The 16,194-nt window shown below is 66.9% G+C and carries 20 protein-coding genes, 1 tRNA gene and 1 pseudogene; 12 read left to right on the forward strand and 10 right to left on the reverse strand.

The annotated features are described in order from the left end of the window. Positions 1-76 precede the first annotated feature (76 nt). Both ACYQ5L_RS24455 and ACYQ5L_RS24460 read left to right on the forward strand, forming a co-directional pair. Positions 77-460 (forward strand): PLDc N-terminal domain-containing protein, encoded by a 384-nt coding sequence (locus ACYQ5L_RS24455; protein ID WP_459960547.1) that lies wholly within the window; start codon positions 77-79, stop codon positions 458-460. Beyond that, entirely contained in the window at positions 457-858 is a 402-nt protein-coding gene (locus tag ACYQ5L_RS24460; protein ID WP_459960549.1) for a hypothetical protein, read from the forward strand. Before ACYQ5L_RS24455 ends, ACYQ5L_RS24460 begins: the two co-directional genes overlap by 4 nt. A 107-nt stretch (positions 859-965) precedes the next feature. Here ACYQ5L_RS24460 and ACYQ5L_RS24465 read toward each other — a convergent pair whose 3' ends face one another. Beyond that, on the reverse strand, positions 966-1,655 hold the full coding sequence (locus ACYQ5L_RS24465; RefSeq protein WP_459960550.1) for an Rv0361 family membrane protein: 690 nt from the start codon (positions 1,653-1,655) through the stop codon (positions 966-968). Further along, a complete protein-coding gene (locus ACYQ5L_RS24470) occupies positions 1,652-2,047 on the reverse strand; it encodes a hypothetical protein (protein WP_459960552.1) in 396 nt (131 codons plus the stop codon). Before ACYQ5L_RS24470 ends, ACYQ5L_RS24465 begins: the two co-directional genes overlap by 4 nt. A gap of 220 nt (positions 2,048-2,267) precedes the next feature. Between ACYQ5L_RS24470 and ACYQ5L_RS24475 the strand changes: the two genes are divergently transcribed. Beyond that, positions 2,268-2,858, forward strand: a complete 591-nt coding sequence (locus ACYQ5L_RS24475; RefSeq protein ID WP_459960554.1) for a hypothetical protein — start codon at positions 2,268-2,270, stop codon at positions 2,856-2,858. Here ACYQ5L_RS24475 and ACYQ5L_RS24480 read toward each other — a convergent pair. The 3 genes from ACYQ5L_RS24480 to ACYQ5L_RS24490 form a co-directional block, all read right to left on the reverse strand. Then, entirely contained in the window at positions 2,818-3,120 is a 303-nt protein-coding gene (locus ACYQ5L_RS24480) for a hypothetical protein (RefSeq protein ID WP_459960556.1), read from the reverse strand. The genes ACYQ5L_RS24475 and ACYQ5L_RS24480 overlap by 41 nt on opposite strands. A gap of 42 nt (positions 3,121-3,162) precedes the next feature. Then, positions 3,163-3,387: a helix-turn-helix transcriptional regulator gene (locus ACYQ5L_RS24485; RefSeq protein ID WP_459960558.1), complete on the reverse strand. Its 225-nt coding sequence runs from the start codon at positions 3,385-3,387 to the stop codon at positions 3,163-3,165. Positions 3,388-3,702: 315 nt separating this feature from the next. Further along, a tRNA-Pro gene (locus tag ACYQ5L_RS24490) sits at positions 3,703-3,779 on the reverse strand. Between the two features lie 247 nt (positions 3,780-4,026). Here ACYQ5L_RS24490 and ACYQ5L_RS24495 point away from each other — a divergent pair. Continuing rightward, positions 4,027-4,734, forward strand: coding sequence for a helix-turn-helix domain-containing protein (locus tag ACYQ5L_RS24495; protein WP_459963524.1), 708 nt, complete (start codon positions 4,027-4,029; stop codon positions 4,732-4,734). A gap of 124 nt (positions 4,735-4,858) precedes the next feature. Next, positions 4,859-5,176, forward strand: coding sequence for a hypothetical protein (locus ACYQ5L_RS24500; RefSeq protein WP_459960560.1), 318 nt, complete (start codon positions 4,859-4,861; stop codon positions 5,174-5,176). 54 nt (positions 5,177-5,230) lie between these two features. Here ACYQ5L_RS24500 and ACYQ5L_RS24505 read toward each other — a convergent pair whose 3' ends face one another. Then, positions 5,231-5,446, reverse strand: a complete 216-nt coding sequence (locus tag ACYQ5L_RS24505) for a hypothetical protein (RefSeq protein ID WP_459960562.1) — start codon at positions 5,444-5,446, stop codon at positions 5,231-5,233. Positions 5,447-5,509: 63 nt separating this feature from the next. Continuing rightward, a complete protein-coding gene (locus ACYQ5L_RS24510; protein ID WP_459960564.1) occupies positions 5,510-6,091 on the reverse strand; it encodes a TetR/AcrR family transcriptional regulator in 582 nt (193 codons plus the stop codon). A gap of 16 nt (positions 6,092-6,107) precedes the next feature. On the opposite strand from ACYQ5L_RS24510, the gene ACYQ5L_RS24515 reads away from it, so the two are divergent. The 7 genes from ACYQ5L_RS24515 (at position 6,108) to ACYQ5L_RS24545 (ending at position 13,540) form a co-directional block, all read left to right on the forward strand. Beyond that, complete coding sequence (locus tag ACYQ5L_RS24515; protein ID WP_459960566.1) at positions 6,108-6,587, forward strand: class I SAM-dependent methyltransferase; 480 nt, start codon at positions 6,108-6,110, stop codon at positions 6,585-6,587. A 225-nt stretch (positions 6,588-6,812) separates the two neighbouring features. Beyond that, on the forward strand, positions 6,813-7,391 hold the full coding sequence (locus tag ACYQ5L_RS24520; protein WP_459960568.1) for a CBS domain-containing protein: 579 nt from the start codon (positions 6,813-6,815) through the stop codon (positions 7,389-7,391). A 65-nt stretch (positions 7,392-7,456) separates the two neighbouring features. Beyond that, positions 7,457-9,157: an ABC-F family ATP-binding cassette domain-containing protein gene (locus tag ACYQ5L_RS24525; protein WP_459960570.1), complete on the forward strand. Its 1,701-nt coding sequence runs from the start codon at positions 7,457-7,459 to the stop codon at positions 9,155-9,157. Between the two features lie 144 nt (positions 9,158-9,301). Continuing rightward, positions 9,302-10,666 carry a glutamine synthetase family protein gene (locus tag ACYQ5L_RS24530; RefSeq protein WP_459960572.1) on the forward strand — a complete coding sequence of 455 codons (1,365 nt, stop codon included), beginning with the start codon at positions 9,302-9,304 and terminating at the stop codon, positions 10,664-10,666. Then, positions 10,647-11,387 (forward strand): gamma-glutamyl-gamma-aminobutyrate hydrolase family protein, encoded by a 741-nt coding sequence (locus ACYQ5L_RS24535; RefSeq protein WP_459960573.1) that lies wholly within the window; start codon positions 10,647-10,649, stop codon positions 11,385-11,387. Before ACYQ5L_RS24530 ends, ACYQ5L_RS24535 begins: the two co-directional genes overlap by 20 nt. Next, complete coding sequence (locus ACYQ5L_RS24540; RefSeq protein ID WP_459960575.1) at positions 11,384-12,745, forward strand: aldehyde dehydrogenase family protein; 1,362 nt, start codon at positions 11,384-11,386, stop codon at positions 12,743-12,745. Before ACYQ5L_RS24535 ends, ACYQ5L_RS24540 begins: the two co-directional genes overlap by 4 nt. Positions 12,746-12,775: 30 nt before the next feature. Then, positions 12,776-13,540 (forward strand): 3-oxoacyl-ACP reductase, encoded by a 765-nt coding sequence (locus ACYQ5L_RS24545; RefSeq protein WP_459960577.1) that lies wholly within the window; start codon positions 12,776-12,778, stop codon positions 13,538-13,540. A 9-nt stretch (positions 13,541-13,549) separates the two neighbouring features. Here the strand turns inward: ACYQ5L_RS24545 and ACYQ5L_RS24550 are convergent, their stop codons facing one another. From ACYQ5L_RS24550 to ACYQ5L_RS24560, 3 genes and pseudogenes are all read right to left on the reverse strand, one after another. Beyond that, complete coding sequence (locus tag ACYQ5L_RS24550) at positions 13,550-15,100, reverse strand: amino acid permease (protein WP_459960579.1); 1,551 nt, start codon at positions 15,098-15,100, stop codon at positions 13,550-13,552. Between the two features lie 102 nt (positions 15,101-15,202). Next, positions 15,203-15,496, reverse strand: a complete 294-nt coding sequence (locus ACYQ5L_RS24555; RefSeq protein WP_459960581.1) for a hypothetical protein — start codon at positions 15,494-15,496, stop codon at positions 15,203-15,205. Then, positions 15,493-16,190: pseudogene (locus ACYQ5L_RS24560) on the reverse strand (ABC transporter ATP-binding protein); the annotation flags it as partial. The gene ACYQ5L_RS24555 and the pseudogene ACYQ5L_RS24560, both read right to left, overlap by 4 nt. Between the last annotated feature and the right edge of the window lie 4 nt (positions 16,191-16,194).

Raw genomic sequence — 16,194 nt, forward strand, 5'->3', positions numbered from 1 at the left:
AAGTCTGTGACCAGGCTATTTCCGGCCTCGATGGGGTTGCCGGTCGTGTACTCGGCCCGAGTACGAGGAGAATGCGATGCCGTACGCGGTCGTCGGACTGATCACGCTGGCGCTGTGGGTGTTCTGCCTGATCGACATCATCACTGCGCCCGAGGGCGGCATTCGCCACCTGCCGAAGGCGGGGTGGCTGCTGGTCGTCCCCTTCATCCCGACCGTCGGCGCGCTGCTGTGGCTGCTGCTCGGCCGCCCGCTGGACGAATCGCGCAAGCCGCGGTCGACCACCCGGTATACCGAATACGACCGACCCGGCCGATACATCGCCCAGGATCCGGCAGCCGATGAAGAGTTCCTGCGCGGGTTGCGCGAGCGCGCCGAAGCACAGCGCGCCGAGGCGCGGCGACAGGAAGAGGCCAGACAGCGTGAGCAGGATCGCCGCCGCGAGCAGGGCGAACAAGTATGAACGCGGACTCCGCGCCGCGCCGCGCCGCATTCGTCGCGCAGTCACAGCGGATTCTGCTCGCCGTTTCGGGGACTGCGGTCGTGTTGGGTGCGGCGTTCGCGGGCTCGGCCTTGGGAGCCTTGGCGCTGGTGTACGGGATCTGCGGGCTGGTCGGAGGGGCACTGGGCCTCGGGCTGGCGCTGATGGTCGAAGGCAGGAGGATGCACTGTGTCTATCCACCACTGCTCGCCGTGGGGATCGTGACCTACGCGGTGTTCCTCGTCCTGCGCGCAAGCGCGGACGCGGCGAACATCGGTCTCGGCTTCGTCGCGCTGGCCGGAGCGATCCTCGCGCTGCCCGGACTCGCCGGCACCGTCGCCCTTGTCCTCGCCGATCACAGCAACAGGGCCGCCGCATAAGTCCCATCAGTGCATTGCCGCGGCTGTTCGGTATGCCGGAAAACCTGTGGAGAAGGCGTTTTCGCGACACCCTGCAGAGGTCCGTATCCCACCTCGGCTCGACCGCCTCACCGGTGCACGGGGCACGCTTTCCAGTGGCCGTCTTCCTTGATCAGGTCCAGATCCCGCTGTTCGGCCTGGCCGCCTCCGATATCGGCGGTCACCCGGGCAGTCGCGCGGTCTCCATCGATCGAGAAGACGTTGACCTGCAGCACTGGCGGGTTGGAGACGCTGGCATGCTCGCCGTACCAGCTCGCGTACAGGCGTCGGTAGGCCGCGCAGGTGACCTGCGGATATACGGGATCGTCGGTAGTGGTGATCCCGAGAAACCGGCGAGTGGCGGTCTCGATTTCGGCCTTGTCGTCGGCTGCTGCCGACGGTCCGGAGTCGCGGTGAACGGCTGCCGCGCCGATCGCGATGAGTCCGCCGAAGAGCACGACCGCCGCAGCAATCAGGCCGATGATCAGCGGTGTGTTCGTTCGGCGGCCCGATGGTGGCGGTGACTGCGACAGTGGCGGCATCGGTGTGACCGATTGCGGGGTCGTCGGGTAGTACGTCCACCCGTCCACCCGGATGGGTGTGGGCTCACCGTTCGGGTTCATCCGTACCTCCGAATGCTCGGACAGCAGGCCCTTCATATTAGCTAGAGAATAGCCGCATGGCCTTTGCTCACAAGCCACGCCACACTCTGCCGCCGATCGCACGCGGTCCGAAACGGCCACACAGTAGGTGAGCGCTGGAACGGCCGGCACGATCATTCCACGACAATCGTTCCCTGGCAGCCTGCACCTGTGCTGCCGGTGATGGCAGAGGGGGTGATCGAGAAACCGTAGCTGCCGGGCCGATTGGCGATGAATTGCAGAGAGGTCGTTTGGGGCGTGACGGTCATCGGTAGTTGCCGCTGCCACAGGAATTGGGGAATGGTCATCTTGGCGTCGGGGTCGAACTGATTCTGGACCACGATGTCCACCTGGACCGATACATCTCGGGGTACTCGCAGGACGTTGGTGTCACAGCGACCGAAATCGTACGCCAACCGGACCGTGGCCTCCGGCGGCGGCCAGTCCGGCGGCAACGCCTCGGCTGGCGCAGCCGCCATCATGGAACCGGCGATGATGCACATCGCGAGCGACATTCCGGCATTCCGCATAGTCCGCACTCTAGCCCGCTGTCTTCTCGCGAGACCTCTGGACAAAGATCCATTCACAGCCAGCGACGCTAATCGCGCACGAGCGGAATATTGCTCTGCGCCAGGCATTGAGGACAGAAATCGACCAGCGGCACATGCCCTCGACAAAGTGGGCCATAAAGTATCGACCTGACCGAAGTGAGTATCTCGATCATCAGTACAGACTGGGTAGTCTTTCTGAGTGACCGCGCAGTGGCAACTCAACGGCCTCGTCATGCTCTACGCCTACCTGCAGCGCGTCTTCGTCTACGACAAGGCCATCGCCACCATTCCGGGCGCCGATGCGCCTGCTCCGGCACCGATCGCGGATCTACCCGCCCTACTCGACAAGACCAGCGCGGCGATCCGAGACTTCGACACCCGAGCAGGTCTGCCCGACTCCGCCGTGACGGAGTTCGACGCGGTACTCGCCATCGTGGGTGCTGCGGTGTCCGAGCGGACCGCCCACCCGGGTGCGCCAGTGCGCGAACGTTTGGCAGCAGTCGCCGGCGACCGATTCCACGGTCGGCACCTTGTCGAAGGGCTCGTCTATTGGGGCGACCGCTACAACCCCGAGGTCGCCGACCGCTACCGGCAGCAGGTTCTTCCCGCGCGCAACGCAACCAGTACGCTCTCGCGGTTCGTCGCCGCGGCGGCGAACAATGCACTCACCACCAATGACCTTGCCCAGGTGGATATCTGGTATGACGAGGTCGTGCAAGCAGCCGGCAGGCTCGGCCACGATATGGCGCTCACTGCTCGGCTGCTACATGGACACGAGCCCGGCCCTTGAGCGCCAATTCCATATTATCCGCGCTATATTGGGCCAGGGTGACACAAGCACGGATCGGGTCGACGTCGCGGGCCGACAAGCGCACCAATCGGTCGATCCACTGCTGTGCCTGCTCTTCGGTTCCGAAGGTTTCCGATTTCGATGGGCGCGTCTTGGTCACCGGGTCCGTCCATCGCACCCGCGCCCGGAACGGATTGCCCGAGCGGGAGCGTTCGAGTACCTCGATATCGGCCGCCAGCTTGATCCCGATCGGGATCGGCATCGGGTCAGTCATTACGGCCACCCCCGATCGCGAGGCAGACGACTAGGCCGCGGGGACGATATGGCGCGCCTCCAGATATGCCTCGAGATCGCGCTCGGGATACTTGGCGACGCGCTCGGAGATCTGAATGAAGCCCGGCCCCTCGGCCGGCGTGCCGCGGCGCCATCTCCGCAATGTCGAGGCGTCAACGCCGAGTATGCGAGCGACTTCTCCGGTCGTGTACATGCGCTGGCTCAGCAGCGCGAAATCCTGGACCAGATTGTCCATGGCTCACCACCTTCCGGCGGAATCCGATGCTGCGCAGTTCCGCCGCGAACGCCGGGACCCTCCCGGGAATGGGAGATATCCCGAGGGTAGGTCTCACCGAGCGGCGATGGCTACCGTTCAGCAATCCCCATATGGGATGTTGCGAAACTGGTCGAACGGCGATCACTGCGATGCCGGAGAACCGGTTGCCGAGGACCTCGACAACCCTGTTGAATACACCTGTGCCCGACAGTCCCGTTGGTCCTGCGGATGGCGCTGTGGTCCACGATTGGTCTACAAAACGTGACTGGTCAGAGGCGGAAACCGCCTCTGACCTGGTCGGGCTGACAGGATTTGAACCTGCGACCACTTGACCCCCAGTCAAGTGCGCTACCAAGCTGCGCCACAGCCCGTTGCACTCCGCTGCGCTTCGTGCTCGATGAGATTACATCAGGACCCCCCTGTTGGACCAAATCGGCTGGTTCTGTGCGTGTGAGGGGGCTTGCGGGTGGGGGTCGCGGGAGAGGAGGACCGGTGGGGGTTGGGCCGAAGATGCTGGGGCTCAGAGGAATCGTTGTGGGGGCTGCCGGGGTGGGTGGGGGTAGGTTCTGTGGGTTGTCGAGTGAGGGTGTGGAGGTTGAGCGGGTGGATGGGGCGGAGATGGGGATTGCGGGGTATCTGCGGGGGCGGAGGGAGGGGGCGGGGTTGAGTCGGGGGGAGTTGGCGCGGCGGGCGGGGGTTTCGGTGGGGTTGATTCAGAAGATTGAGCAGGGGAGGCGGGCTCCTACGGGGGAGGCGTTGGCGGCGCTGTTTGATGCGTTGGGGGTGCCGGCGGTTTATCGGGAGTATGCGAGCAGTGTTTTGCAGCCTGGGTTGACGCGGGTCGCGGGGGTAGAGGGAGGGCCTGGTCGGGCTGAGTTGGATTTCTTGGAGGGGATGCCGCATCCGGCTGCTTATCAGGTTGCGCCGGCTATGGATTTGGTGGCGGTCAATGGGGCGTTTGCGCGGGCGTTTCCGGGGTTGGGGGGTGGGGGGAATGTTATCGAGTGGTTGTTGTTCGATCCGCGGGCTCGGGTGGTGATCGAGGATTGGGAGCGGGAGGTGCACATCGCGGTGCAGGCGTTCCGGCATATGTCGGCGGGGTATGTGTCGCCTGAGCGGGTCGAGGAGATTATTGGGGTTTGTTCGCGGTCGGCTGATTGGGGGCGGCTGTGGTCGACTGATATCGGGGCGGTGGATTTCGATTGGCGGCCGGTGCGGATTCGGCCGGTGGAGGGCGGGGAATGGACGGCTTTGCATGTTCAGGTGCTCAGGTTCGAGGTGCCGCGGCGGGGGTGGTCGTTGTACTCGATGGTGCCGATTCCTTAGCCGGTGGTTCGCGTGTGCGCTGTGACCCTGGTTCGGGGGTCTGCGGTAGGGGTGGTTGACCGGGTACGGTATGCGGGCGAGGGGCTCGCACCAGGTATTAGCGGGCCCCCTTAGAGCAAGAGGAATGATGAAGAAGCTGTTCTCCGGTGCGGTGTTGACTGCTACGGCCGCGACCCTGCTGGTTTTGCCTGCCGCGCCGGCGCAGGCCGCATCTCCGGTGTGCGACAAGGCTATTGCGATGATCAATGCCGCGGTCGACATGTCGGGCGGGACGTTCGACACGGAGACCCAGCAGAAGCTGGCGGATCGGCTGTCGGGGCTGGCCGTCGTGGCCGTGGGGCCGGAGCGGGACGCTATCACCGCTTATGCGAATGCCTTGGTCGATGAGAACGTCACCGATATGGATGGTGTGACGGCGGAGCTCAATCGCGTCTGCGCCTGAATTCGCTGAGGTATGGCGTCGAATGCCGGAGGGCATTCGGCGCCATACTTCGTTTCAGCACCAGCCGGTGCGTGTGACGATTTCGGCGGCGATATCGGTGGTGGAGCGGTTGTCCGTCCGGATCCGGTGAAGCCAGGTGGGAGCGGCGTGCAGGCGTTGGGCCATGGCGTGGCTGCGGTCCAGGCGGATGTCGAGCGCGCTGCCGATTTCGCGATGCGACAACCGTTGGCGCGCAGTGTCGTCCGTGCAGCAGAGCAGGATGGCGATCACCTTGGGGTCATCGCCTATCGCGGTGGTCGGCGACCGGATGACCGGTTCGAGGACGCCGGCAGATCAGGACAATCCGAGTCGTGTGAGGTGGGCGTCGAGGGCTTCGGCCGCGGCTTCGGGGGTGAGGTGCCCGGCGAGGATGCGGACGGTCATGCCGTCGACGGCGGCGAGCAGGATTTCGGCCTGTTCGGGGGCGGCCGGCACGTCGGCATTGCGGAGCAGGCCGGTCAGGTGCTCCTTCAGCTGGGGCGAGGACGTGGCGGCGGCGAAGGTCGGGGAGACGGCGGCTCGGGCCATGAAGGCGACGGCGACATGGGCTTCCTCGCGGCGTTCGTCGTCCAGCGGAAGCATGTGGAGGAAGAGCGACCTGATACTCGACTCGGCGGATTGATCCGCGCGTAGCCGGGCTTCCACGCGTTCGCTCAGCATGCCGTAGGCGTACAGCAGCATGTCGTCCTTGGTCGCGAAGTAGTGCTGGACGAGGCCCATCGAGACCCCCGCGGCGGTCGCGACCGTGCGCAGGCTGACGCCTTCCAGGCCCTGTGTGCTCACCGTTCGCCACAGCGCCGCGGCGATCTTGCGGCGGCGTTCTTCGTGGTCCACGCGACGTGGAATGCCCCACTCCTCGTTGCAATGCAGTCGCATTGTAAAGGAGTGGGTCATGGAAAGCACTCGGCAACGCCGCGCGTGGGATATCGCCAGCTATGGCTTCGGGCTGGGCGAATTGCTCGGCGCGAACCATCGCCACCTGACCGTGGATGCGCTCGGCCTCTCCCGCTCGCTCAGCGCCATGCCAGCCATGGACACCGCGATCGACAATATTCATCGCGCGCTCAAACCGGGTGGGCTCCTCATGGTTTGGGACGTGAACCCTAAGGGTCCATTCCGCCTGCTGTACCGAACGCTCGCGGGCGCACCGGGAGTCGATGTCTCACAACGGATCCGGCGGCGGTTCGACGACGTCTACATGCTCGACGGCAAGGCCCGGCGCATCGCGTGGCGCTCACCGAGCCCCTGGTTCCTGCTCCTGCTGGCCCGCAAGGCGGGGCGGACCACGCCGCCGACGGCGCGGCCTTCGACGATCAGCCGGTCCCCTGCCGCTGCTCGCATGACCCCGTTCTCCTCGGGCGGTGGCCGATGACTCGTGGTCCTGCTCCATCGTCGCGTCGGGCCCCGGACCGCCGATAGGGCCGGAGGTCCCGGCGGCGATCGACCGGTGCCGGCGTCCGCTCGGTGCGAACTGGGCGCTGTCGGCGTGGGGACGTTGGTCCTCGGCCGGCGGGCAGGACGCCTCTGCCCACCGGTACGGGTCACCGCTCAAGCTGGATCTCCATGGAATATTCGGTACCTCGATGAGGTGATACTCGTGTACGCACGCGACATCCTGACCCGGCCCGTGATGGTCGCTCACCCGGGAACACCTGTCCGCGAGGCGATCTCACTGCTCACCGAGCACGGCTTCGCCGCCCTGCCGGTCGTGGACGACGACGGTCGGGTGACGGGTGTCTTCTCCGAATCCGATGCGCTGGGAGTCGCCTCCCATCTCGACACCGCCATTGTCGGAGCGGTGATGACGAAGCCGGTGGAGGTGATCCACCCCGGCACCGACACCGCCACCATCGCCGCGCGCATGCTCGGCTCCGGGCTGCGCTCACTGCCGGTGGTGGAAGCCGGTCTGCTGGTCGGCATTGTCGCGCGCAGAGACGTGCTGCGCGCCCTCATCCACGACGACGTCACAATCGAGGCGAGAATCCGTGCGCTGCTGGATGATTACGCGGGCAGCCGCCGGCAGTGGTCCCTCGAGGTCGCCGAGGGGGCGGTGACCGTGCGCGGCGCGTTCGCCGATGACACCGAGCAGAAGGTTGTGGCCGCGCTGGCGCGTACGGTCGAGGGCGTGCGCCGGGTGCAACTCGCGGGCGAGGCGGTCGCCCTGCCGGAGCGCTGATCCGGACTGCTACCGAATGGAAATTCGGTTGCGCCGCCCGGGCGGGTCCGGTTGCCTGGAACCCCGTGGCTCACGTGGATGTTTCCGAGGTCGACTACTTCCTTCCGGATGGACGGCAGCTGCTCAGCGGTGTGAGTTTCCGGATCGGCGACGGCGTGAAGGCCGCCCTGATCGGGCCGAACGGGACCGGGAAGACGACCTTGATCAAGATCATCGGCGGCGATCTGGCCGCCGATGAGGGTGCGGTGACGCGGTCCGGATCGCTGGGGGTCATGCGGCAGTTCATCGGGCAGATCGGTGACGAGTCGACGGTGCGGGATCTGCTGTTGTCGGTGGCCGCGCCCGCGGTCCGGGAGGCGGCGCGGGCCCTCGATGCCGCCGAGGACGCGCTGATCGAAAACGATGACGAGGCAACGCAGTTGGCGTACGCGCATGCGCTCACCGGATGGGGTGATGTCGGCGGGTACGAGGTGGAGGCGTTCTGGGACAACGTCACCACGGCCGCGCTGGGCATCGGATTCGATCGCGCCAAGTGGCGGGCGGTGCGCACGCTCAGCGGCGGGGAGCAGAAGCGGGTCGTGCTCGAGGCGTTGTTCGCGGGCCCGGATGAGGTGCTGCTGCTCGACGAGCCGGACAACTATCTGGATGTACCGGGCAAGCAGTGGCTGGAACGCACGATCGCCGCCTCGAACAAGTCGGTATTGTTCGTCAGCCACGATCGGGAGCTGATCGCGAACGCGGCCAATCGCATCGTGACGCTCGAGCCCGGGGTCAGCGGCGCCACGTGCTGGATTCACGGCGGCGGCTTCGCCGGCTATCAGCAGGCCCGCGAGGACCGCACCGCGCGGCTGGCGGAACTGCGCCGGCGCTGGGACGAGGAGCACGCCAAGCTGCGCGCCCTGGTGCTGCGGCTGCGGGAGAAGGCCAAGTTCAACGACGGGATGGCGGCGCGCTACCACGCCGCCCAGACCAGGCTGGCCAAGTTCGAGCAGGCCGGGCCGCCGGAGGCGGTGCCGGTGCGGCAGAACGTGTCGGTGCGACTGCGCGGCGGCCGGACCGGCAAACGGGCATTGGTGTGCACGCGACTGGAGCTCACCGGGTTGATGCGGCCCTTCGACGCCGAGATCTGGTACGGCGATCGCGTTGCGGTGCTGGGAGCCAATGGATCCGGCAAATCCCACTTCCTGCGGCTGCTCGCCAATGGCGGGACCGATCCCGATATCGAGCACCGACCGGTCGTCGACCTCGCGCTCGCCCCGGTCGCGCACACCGGTGTCGCCGCGCTCGGCGCTCGCGTCCGCCCCGGCTATTTCGCCCAGACGCATTCGCGCCCGGACCTGGCCGGCCGCACCCTGCTGGAGATCCTGCACACCGGCACCGAGCACCGCGACGGCATGGGCCGCGAGGCAGCCAGCCGGGTCCTGGACCGCTACGGCCTCGCCCGCGCCGCCGAGCAGCGTTTCGACGACCTCTCCGGCGGGCAGCAGGCCCGCCTGCAGATCCTGTTGCTCGAATTGTCCGGCGTCACAATGCTTCTGCTCGACGAGCCGACCGACAACCTGGACCTGCACTCCGCGGACGCCCTGGAAGAAGGCATCGCCGAATTCGAAGGCACGGTCGTCACCGTCACCCACGACCGCTGGTTCGCCCGCGGCTTCGACCGCTTCCTCGTCTTCGGCTCCGACGGCGTTGTCCACGAAAGCGATACGCCGGTCTGGGACGACGGTGTGCGCAAGCACGAGGCGATCGCGAAGATGGGCCGCTGAAGCCCGTCTCGGGAAGACCTCCGGATCCGGCCGCGACGACCGGGTGCGGCGGCCGAACACGCCGGGGGCGATCTTGGTTGATTCGGGCACGCGTGGGGGGTGGGGTCGCTTAGCGTGGGGCTGTCTACGTCGAGAGAGGTCCTCATGCGTGCCGGGATGCTGAGTGTTGCGGAGCTTGTGCAGCAGGTCGAGGCGGGGATGTTGGACACCGTGCTCGTTGCCATGACCGATATGCAGGGGCGGTTGCAGGGGAAGCGGTGTTCGGCGCGGTATTTCGTGGAGGAGGTGCTGGATCACGCTACCGAGGCGTGCAATTACCTGTTGGCGGTGGATGTGGAGATGACCACCGTCGACGGGTATGCGATGTCCTCGTGGGATACGGGGTACGGGGACTTTGTTCTGCGGCCGGATCTTTCGACCTTGCGGCGGGTGCCGTGGTGGCCGGGGACGGCGCTGGTGTTGTGCGATGTGGAGCAGGTGGAGCCGGAGGGGAAGCCGGTGGTGGCCTCGCCGCGGCAGGTCTTGCGGGCGCAGCTCGAACGACTGGCGGCGCACGGGCTGCGGGCCTATGTCGGGACCGAGTTGGAATTCCTCGTTTTCGACGACAGTTATGAGGCGGCGTTCCAGAGCGGGTATCGGGATTTGCGGCCGGCCAATCAGTACAACGTCGATTACTCGATGTTGGGAACGGCGCGAATCGAGCCCTTGCTGCGGCGGATTCGCAATGAGATGGCGGGGGCGGGGATGTATGTGGAGTCGGCCAAGGGCGAATGCAATCCGGGGCAGCACGAGATCGCGTTCCGGTACGACGAGGCGCTGATCACCTGTGACAACCACAGCGTGTACAAGACCGGGGCCAAGGAGATCGCGGCGCAGGAGGGGCGGAGCATCTCGTTCATGGCGAAATACAATGAGCGGGAGGGGAATTCCTGCCACATTCACATCAGTTTGCGCAACGAGGCGGGTGAGCCCGTCTGCGCGGGAGACGGCGCGGGCGGGGAATCGGAGCTGATGCGGCACTTCGTCGCGGGCCAGCTGGACTGCCTGCGCGAGTTCACCTACCTGTTCGCTCCGAATATCAACTCCTACAAGCGGTTCCAGACGGGCAGCTTCGCGCCGACCGCCGTGGCCTGGGGACGGGACAACCGCACCTGCTCGATGCGGGTGGTGGGGCACGGGGCCTCGCTGCGGCTGGAGAATCGGGTGCCGGGCGCGGATGTGAATCCGTATCTGGCCGTCGCGGGCGCGATTGCGGCGGGCCTGCACGGTATCGAGCAGCGGCTGCCGCTGGAGCCGGAGTTTCACGGCAATGCCTACCGGTCCAACCGGCCGCGGGTGCCGCGTACGCTGCGGGATGCGGCGCAGTTGTTCGGGGAGAGCAAGGTGGCGCAGGCGGCATTCGGGGAGGACGTGGTGCGGCATTATCGGAATGCGGCGCAGGTCGAGATCGACGCCTTCGACGCCGCGGTGACGGATTGGGAGCGGATGCGTGGGTTCGAACGACTCTGAGGGTGCGCGGCGGCCGGTGATCGGGCTGCCCACTTATTCCGAACGGGCCCGGTACATCCACTGGGACACCGACAGCGCGGTACTCCCCCGCACCTATGTGGACATGGTGGAGCGGGCGGGCGGAATTCCGGTATTGCTGCCGCCGACGGGCATCGCGCGCCCGGAACTCGTGCGGCGATTGGACGGGCTGCTGCTCACCGGGGGCGCCGATATCACCCCGGCCCGGTACGGGGCCGAAGCGGACCCCACGACGAAAGTCCGGCCGGACCGCGACGAATTCGAGTTCAGCCTGTTCGAGCTGGCTCATGCGGCCGGTATTCCGGTGCTGGCGGTGTGCCGCGGGCTGCAATTGGTGAATGTCGCGCTGGGCGGGACCCTGGTGCAGCATCTTCCGGATCGGCTGGGCCACACCGACCACTCCCGCGGTCCCGGCGTCTTCGGCGTCACCACCGTGACGACCGCGCCGGACAGCCGGGTCGCCGCGATCATCGGCCCCGAGGTGAAGGCCCACTGTCACCACCATCAGGCGATCGATACCCTCGCGCCCGGTCTGACGGCCTCCGCCCATGCCGCGGACGGCACCATCGAGGCCGTGGAGGCGGACGCCGGCCCGTTCCTGGTGGGTGTGCAGTGGCACCCGGAGGAGGATGCGACCGACTACCGGCTCATGCGGGCACTGGTGGAGCAGGCGGCACGATACGAACAGGAGCGCAACCGGTGACAACGACCGATGTCGTCAACCCCGCGACCGAAAAGGTCGTGGCCACGGTGGAATTGGCCGACCGGGCCGCCACCGACGCCGCCATCGAGCGGGCGCAGCGGGCCCTGCCGGCGTGGCGGGCGCTCGCACCGGGTGACCGGGCCCGGTTGTTGCGGCGCTTCGCCGAGGCCGTCGACGCCGACCTGGAGAATCTGGCCCGGCTCGAGGTGAGCAACGCGGGCCACACCATCGGCAACGCGCGCTGGGAGGCGGGCAATGTCCGCGATGTGCTGCACTACAGCGCCGGACTGCCGGAACGCTTGCTGGGCAGTCAGATTCCGGTCGCGGGCGGGGTGGACATCACCTTCTGCGAACCGCTCGGCGTCGTCGGCATCATCGTGCCGTGGAACTTCCCCATGCCGATCGCGGCCTGGGGCTTCGGGCCCGCCCTCGCCGCCGGGAACACGGTCGTGCTCAAGCCCGCCGAACTCACGCCGCTGACCGCGATCCGGCTCGGCGAGCTGGCCCTGGAAGCGGGCCTGCCGGAACACGTTTTCCAGGTGCTGCCGGGCAAGGGCTCGGTGGTCGGCGCGCGCTTCGTCACCCATCCGGCCGTGCGCAAGGTGGTGTTCACCGGGTCCACCGAGGTGGGCAAGGGGATCATGGCCGGTTGCGCCGAGCAGGTGAAGCGGGTCACGCTCGAATTGGGCGGTAAGAGCGCGAATATCGTGTTCGCCGACGCCGATCTCGAGAAGGCGGCCGCCACCGCGCCCTACGGCGTCTTCGACAATGCCGGGCAGGACTGCTGCGCCCGCTCCCGGATCCTGGTGCAGCGCAGCGTCTTCGACAGGTTCCTTGAACTGCTCGAGTCCGCGGTCCGAGGCGTGCGGGTCGGCGATCCCGCCGATGAGACCACCGAGATGGGCCCGCTCATCTCGGCCGCGCATCGCGACCGGGTCGCCGCATTCCTGGACGGGTCCACCACGGTGGCCTTCACCGGAACCCGCGTGGACGGCCCCGGATTCTGGTTCCCGCCAACCGTTGTCCTGCCCTCCGGCCCGGCGGATCGCATCGTCACCGAGGAGGTCTTCGGCCCGGTGGTGGCCGTCCTGCCCTTCGACGAGGAGGCCGACGCCCTGCGCATCGCCAACGACACCGAATACGGGCTGTCCGGCTCCATCTGGACCTCCGATGTCGGCCGGGCGCTGCGCGTGGCACGGGGCGTCGAGGCCGGGAACCTGTCGGTGAATTCGCATTCCTCCGTGCGGTATTGGACGCCGTTCGGCGGTTTCAAACAGTCCGGCCTCGGCCGCGAGCTCGGCCCCGATGCGGCGCGCGCCTTCACCGAGACCAAGAACGTCTTCATCGCCACCGACTGAGCACACCCTCATCACATCAAAGGAGTTACGTTGCAGCGCTTACAGGATCGAGTCGCCGTGGTCACCGGCGGCGGCAGTGGCATCGGCCTCGCCACGGTCCGGCGGTTCGCTCAGGAAGGGGCGAAAGTCGTTGTCGCCGATATCGACGCCACCGCCGGCCAGGCCGCGGCGGCGGAGGTCGGCGGCCTGTACGTGAAGGTCGACGTCACCGACGAGGAACAGGTCAAGGCCATGTTCCAGACCGCGGTCGACACCTACGGCGGTCTGGACATCGCCTTCAACAATGCGGGAATCTCACCGCCCGAGGACGATTCCATCCTCACCACCGGCATCGACGCCTGGCGGCGCGTGCAGGAGGTGAACCTGACCTCGGTCTACCTGTGCAGCAAGTACGCCATCGAGCACATGCTCGAGCGCGGGAAGGGCTCGGTGATCAATACCGCGTCCTTCGTCGCCGTCATGGGCGCGGCCACCTCGCAGATCTCCTACACCGCCTCCAAGGGCGGCGTGCTCGCCATGAGCCGGGAACTGGGAGTGCAGTTCGCCCGCAATGGCATTCGCGTCAACGCGCTGTGCCCGGGACCGGTGAACACCCCGCTGCTGCAGGAGCTGTTCGCCAAGGATCCCGAGCGCGCGGCCCGCCGCCTGGTGCACATTCCGGTTGGCCGTTTCGCCGAGCCGGAGGAGATCGCCGCCGCCGTGGCCTTCCTCGCCAGCGATGATTCCTCCTTCATCACCGCCTCGCAGTTCCTGGTCGACGGCGGCCTCACCGGCGCGTACGTGACCCCGCTGTAGCAGGCAGATTCAGGCGCCGACGGAGGCTTCCGCCTCCGGCGGTTCGCCGACATTGCGCTTGGGCCCGGTGAACCAGCGCCGGGCCGAGGCGAACCACCAGACGGCGATGGCGCCCACCACGCCGATCAGGGTGATCGGGGCGTAATTGACCACGGTCCAGGTGAATTCGTCGTTCCACGGATAGCCGCGATCGTCCATGGGCAGGATGAACAGCAGGCTGATCAGCACGATCCACACCAGGGCGATGATCCCGATCGGGCGATACCAGCCGCCGAGTTGCCAAGGGCCGGTGTGGAATCGGCTGCCGTGCAGCTGCCGTTGCAGAATGGGCAGGCCGTAGGCGATGTAGAGACCGATGGTGGCCACCGAGGTGGCGGCGGCGTAGGCGGTCGGGGCGTTCGCGGCGGGCACCAGCATCGACGGGATCAGCAGCACGAACGCGAAGAACGAGATGAACAGCACCGCGTTCACCGGCACCCGGCGTGCCGACAGCTTCGACCACAACGCCGATCCCGGCACCGCCCCGTCCCGAGCGAACGCGAACAGCATCCGCGACGCCGAGGTGACCGAGGCATAGCCGCAGAACAGCTGCGCCACAGCGGCGATGATCAGCAGCAATCCCGACCAGAACGAGTTGAGCGAGTTCTCCAGGATGTAGATGACCGGGTAGCCGCGGTTCTTCTCCGGATCGAGCGCATCGTCGAGATTCGGAATGGCGAAGGTGACCGCCATGATCAGCAGGTAACCGGCCACCGCCGAGACGATGATCGTATTGACGATCCCCTTGGCCGCCATGCGCGCCGCATTGTGCGTCTCCTCCGACATGTGCGCCGAGGCGTCGTAGCCGGTGAAGGTGTACTGCGCGTGCAGGAGCCCCAGCAGGAAACTGAAAGCCACACCGCCGAATCCGACCGCGCTGTTGTCCACGGTCTCGGTGAACACGAACCCGACGCTCTGATGGTTCTCCGCCCCGAACCCGAGCACCACCACGAAGATGGCCACACCGCCCACATGCCACCAGGCGGAAATGTTATTGATCATCGCCGAGAGATGCGGCCCGATGGCATTCAGCACCGCGTGCAGTACCAGAATGGCGGCGAACACCAAAAATATTGCGGTGCGGTCGGTTCCGATGTCTATGCCGATGACATTCAGCACCACCGTGGTGAAAATGGCCGCGCCGTAATCGATGGCCGCGGTGACCGCGATCTGCCCGATGAGGTTGAACCAGCCGGTGAACCAGCCCCATATCGGCCCGCCCAGCTCCGAGGCCCACCAGTACAGGCCGCCCGAAGTCGGATACGCCGAGGCCAATTCGGCCATTGCCAGCCCCACGAACAGCACCATTATCGATACCAGCGGCCAGCCCCACGCCATGGTGATGGGCCCGCCATTGGCCAGGCCGATACCGTAACTGGCCAGGCCGCCGGTCAGGATCGACACGATGGTGAAACTGATCGCGAAATTCGAGAATCCCGACCATGATCGGGCCAGATCCTGTTTATAGCCGAGCTCGGCGAGCCGGCGTTCATCGTCGGATTGGGGCTGGGCCTGGGTCATACTAACTCCCGCGTGACAACGCCGCCCTCATACAGCGTTCGACAGAAGATCAGTGTGAAGTAATCTCTCCTCAACCGCAGGCCAACTCGGAATTTCGCTGTCTCACACCGCCCGATCGCAGACCTCGGCGTCGATCGCGGGCGCGGGCAGGGCATGCCAGTTCGCCACCGCCCGGGCGATCCAGGTCTCGAGATAGCGGTCGCGCGGAACCGCCAAGGGAACGAGCGTGACCGGAACCTCGGCGGCAGCGGCCTCGTCGAGAACATCGTGGATCGTCGGCTCGCCCTGGTCGAGCAGTGCGTAACCGATGCCGCAGGCGCGAGCCAGCGCCGCCACGGCGGTGAGATCGACCCCCGATGGCGTGGGCCGGGCGACGAGCACATGACGGCGGCTCATGCGGTGCGCACCGTTCGCGCGGCGGGCACGACCAGCGGGGTGCCGGTGATCGGATCGTCGATGACGGCGCAGTCGAGATCGAAGACCTCGGCCACCACCTCGGGCCGCACGATCTGTGCGGGCGTCCCCTGCGCCACGACCCCCCGTCCTTCATGGCAATGAGGTGATCGGCGTACCGGGCCGCCAGATTCAGATCGTGCAGCACCGCGACAATGGTGCGCGGCAACAGGTTTCGCAGCACCTCCAGCACATCGAGCTGATGCGCCAGATCCAGGAAGGTGGTCGGCTCGTCGAGCAGCATGACTTCCGGGTCCTGGGCGATGGCGAGCGCGATCCACACCCGCTGCCGCTGCCCGCCGGACAGCTGATCCACCGTGCGCTCGGCGAGCTCGAGAGTGTCGGTGACGGTCAACGCGTGCCGCACGGCGGCCTCGTCCGCATCGGACCATTGCCGGAACCAGCGCTGATGCGGATGCCGCCCCCGGCCGACGAGATCGGCGACGGTGATCCCCTCGGGCGCCTGCGGCTGCATGCCGAGGCGGGGCGCCAGGGTGCGCGCGGGCTGTTTCGCGATATCGGTCCCGTCGAGCAGCACCGCGCCGGAGGCCGGCGGCACCAGCCGGGCCAGCCCGCGCAGCAGCGTGGACTTCCCGCAGCCATTACGGCCGACGATGACGGTGAGCTGCCCGGCCGGGGGG

The organism is Nocardia sp. IFM 10818 (assembly GCF_054655275.1).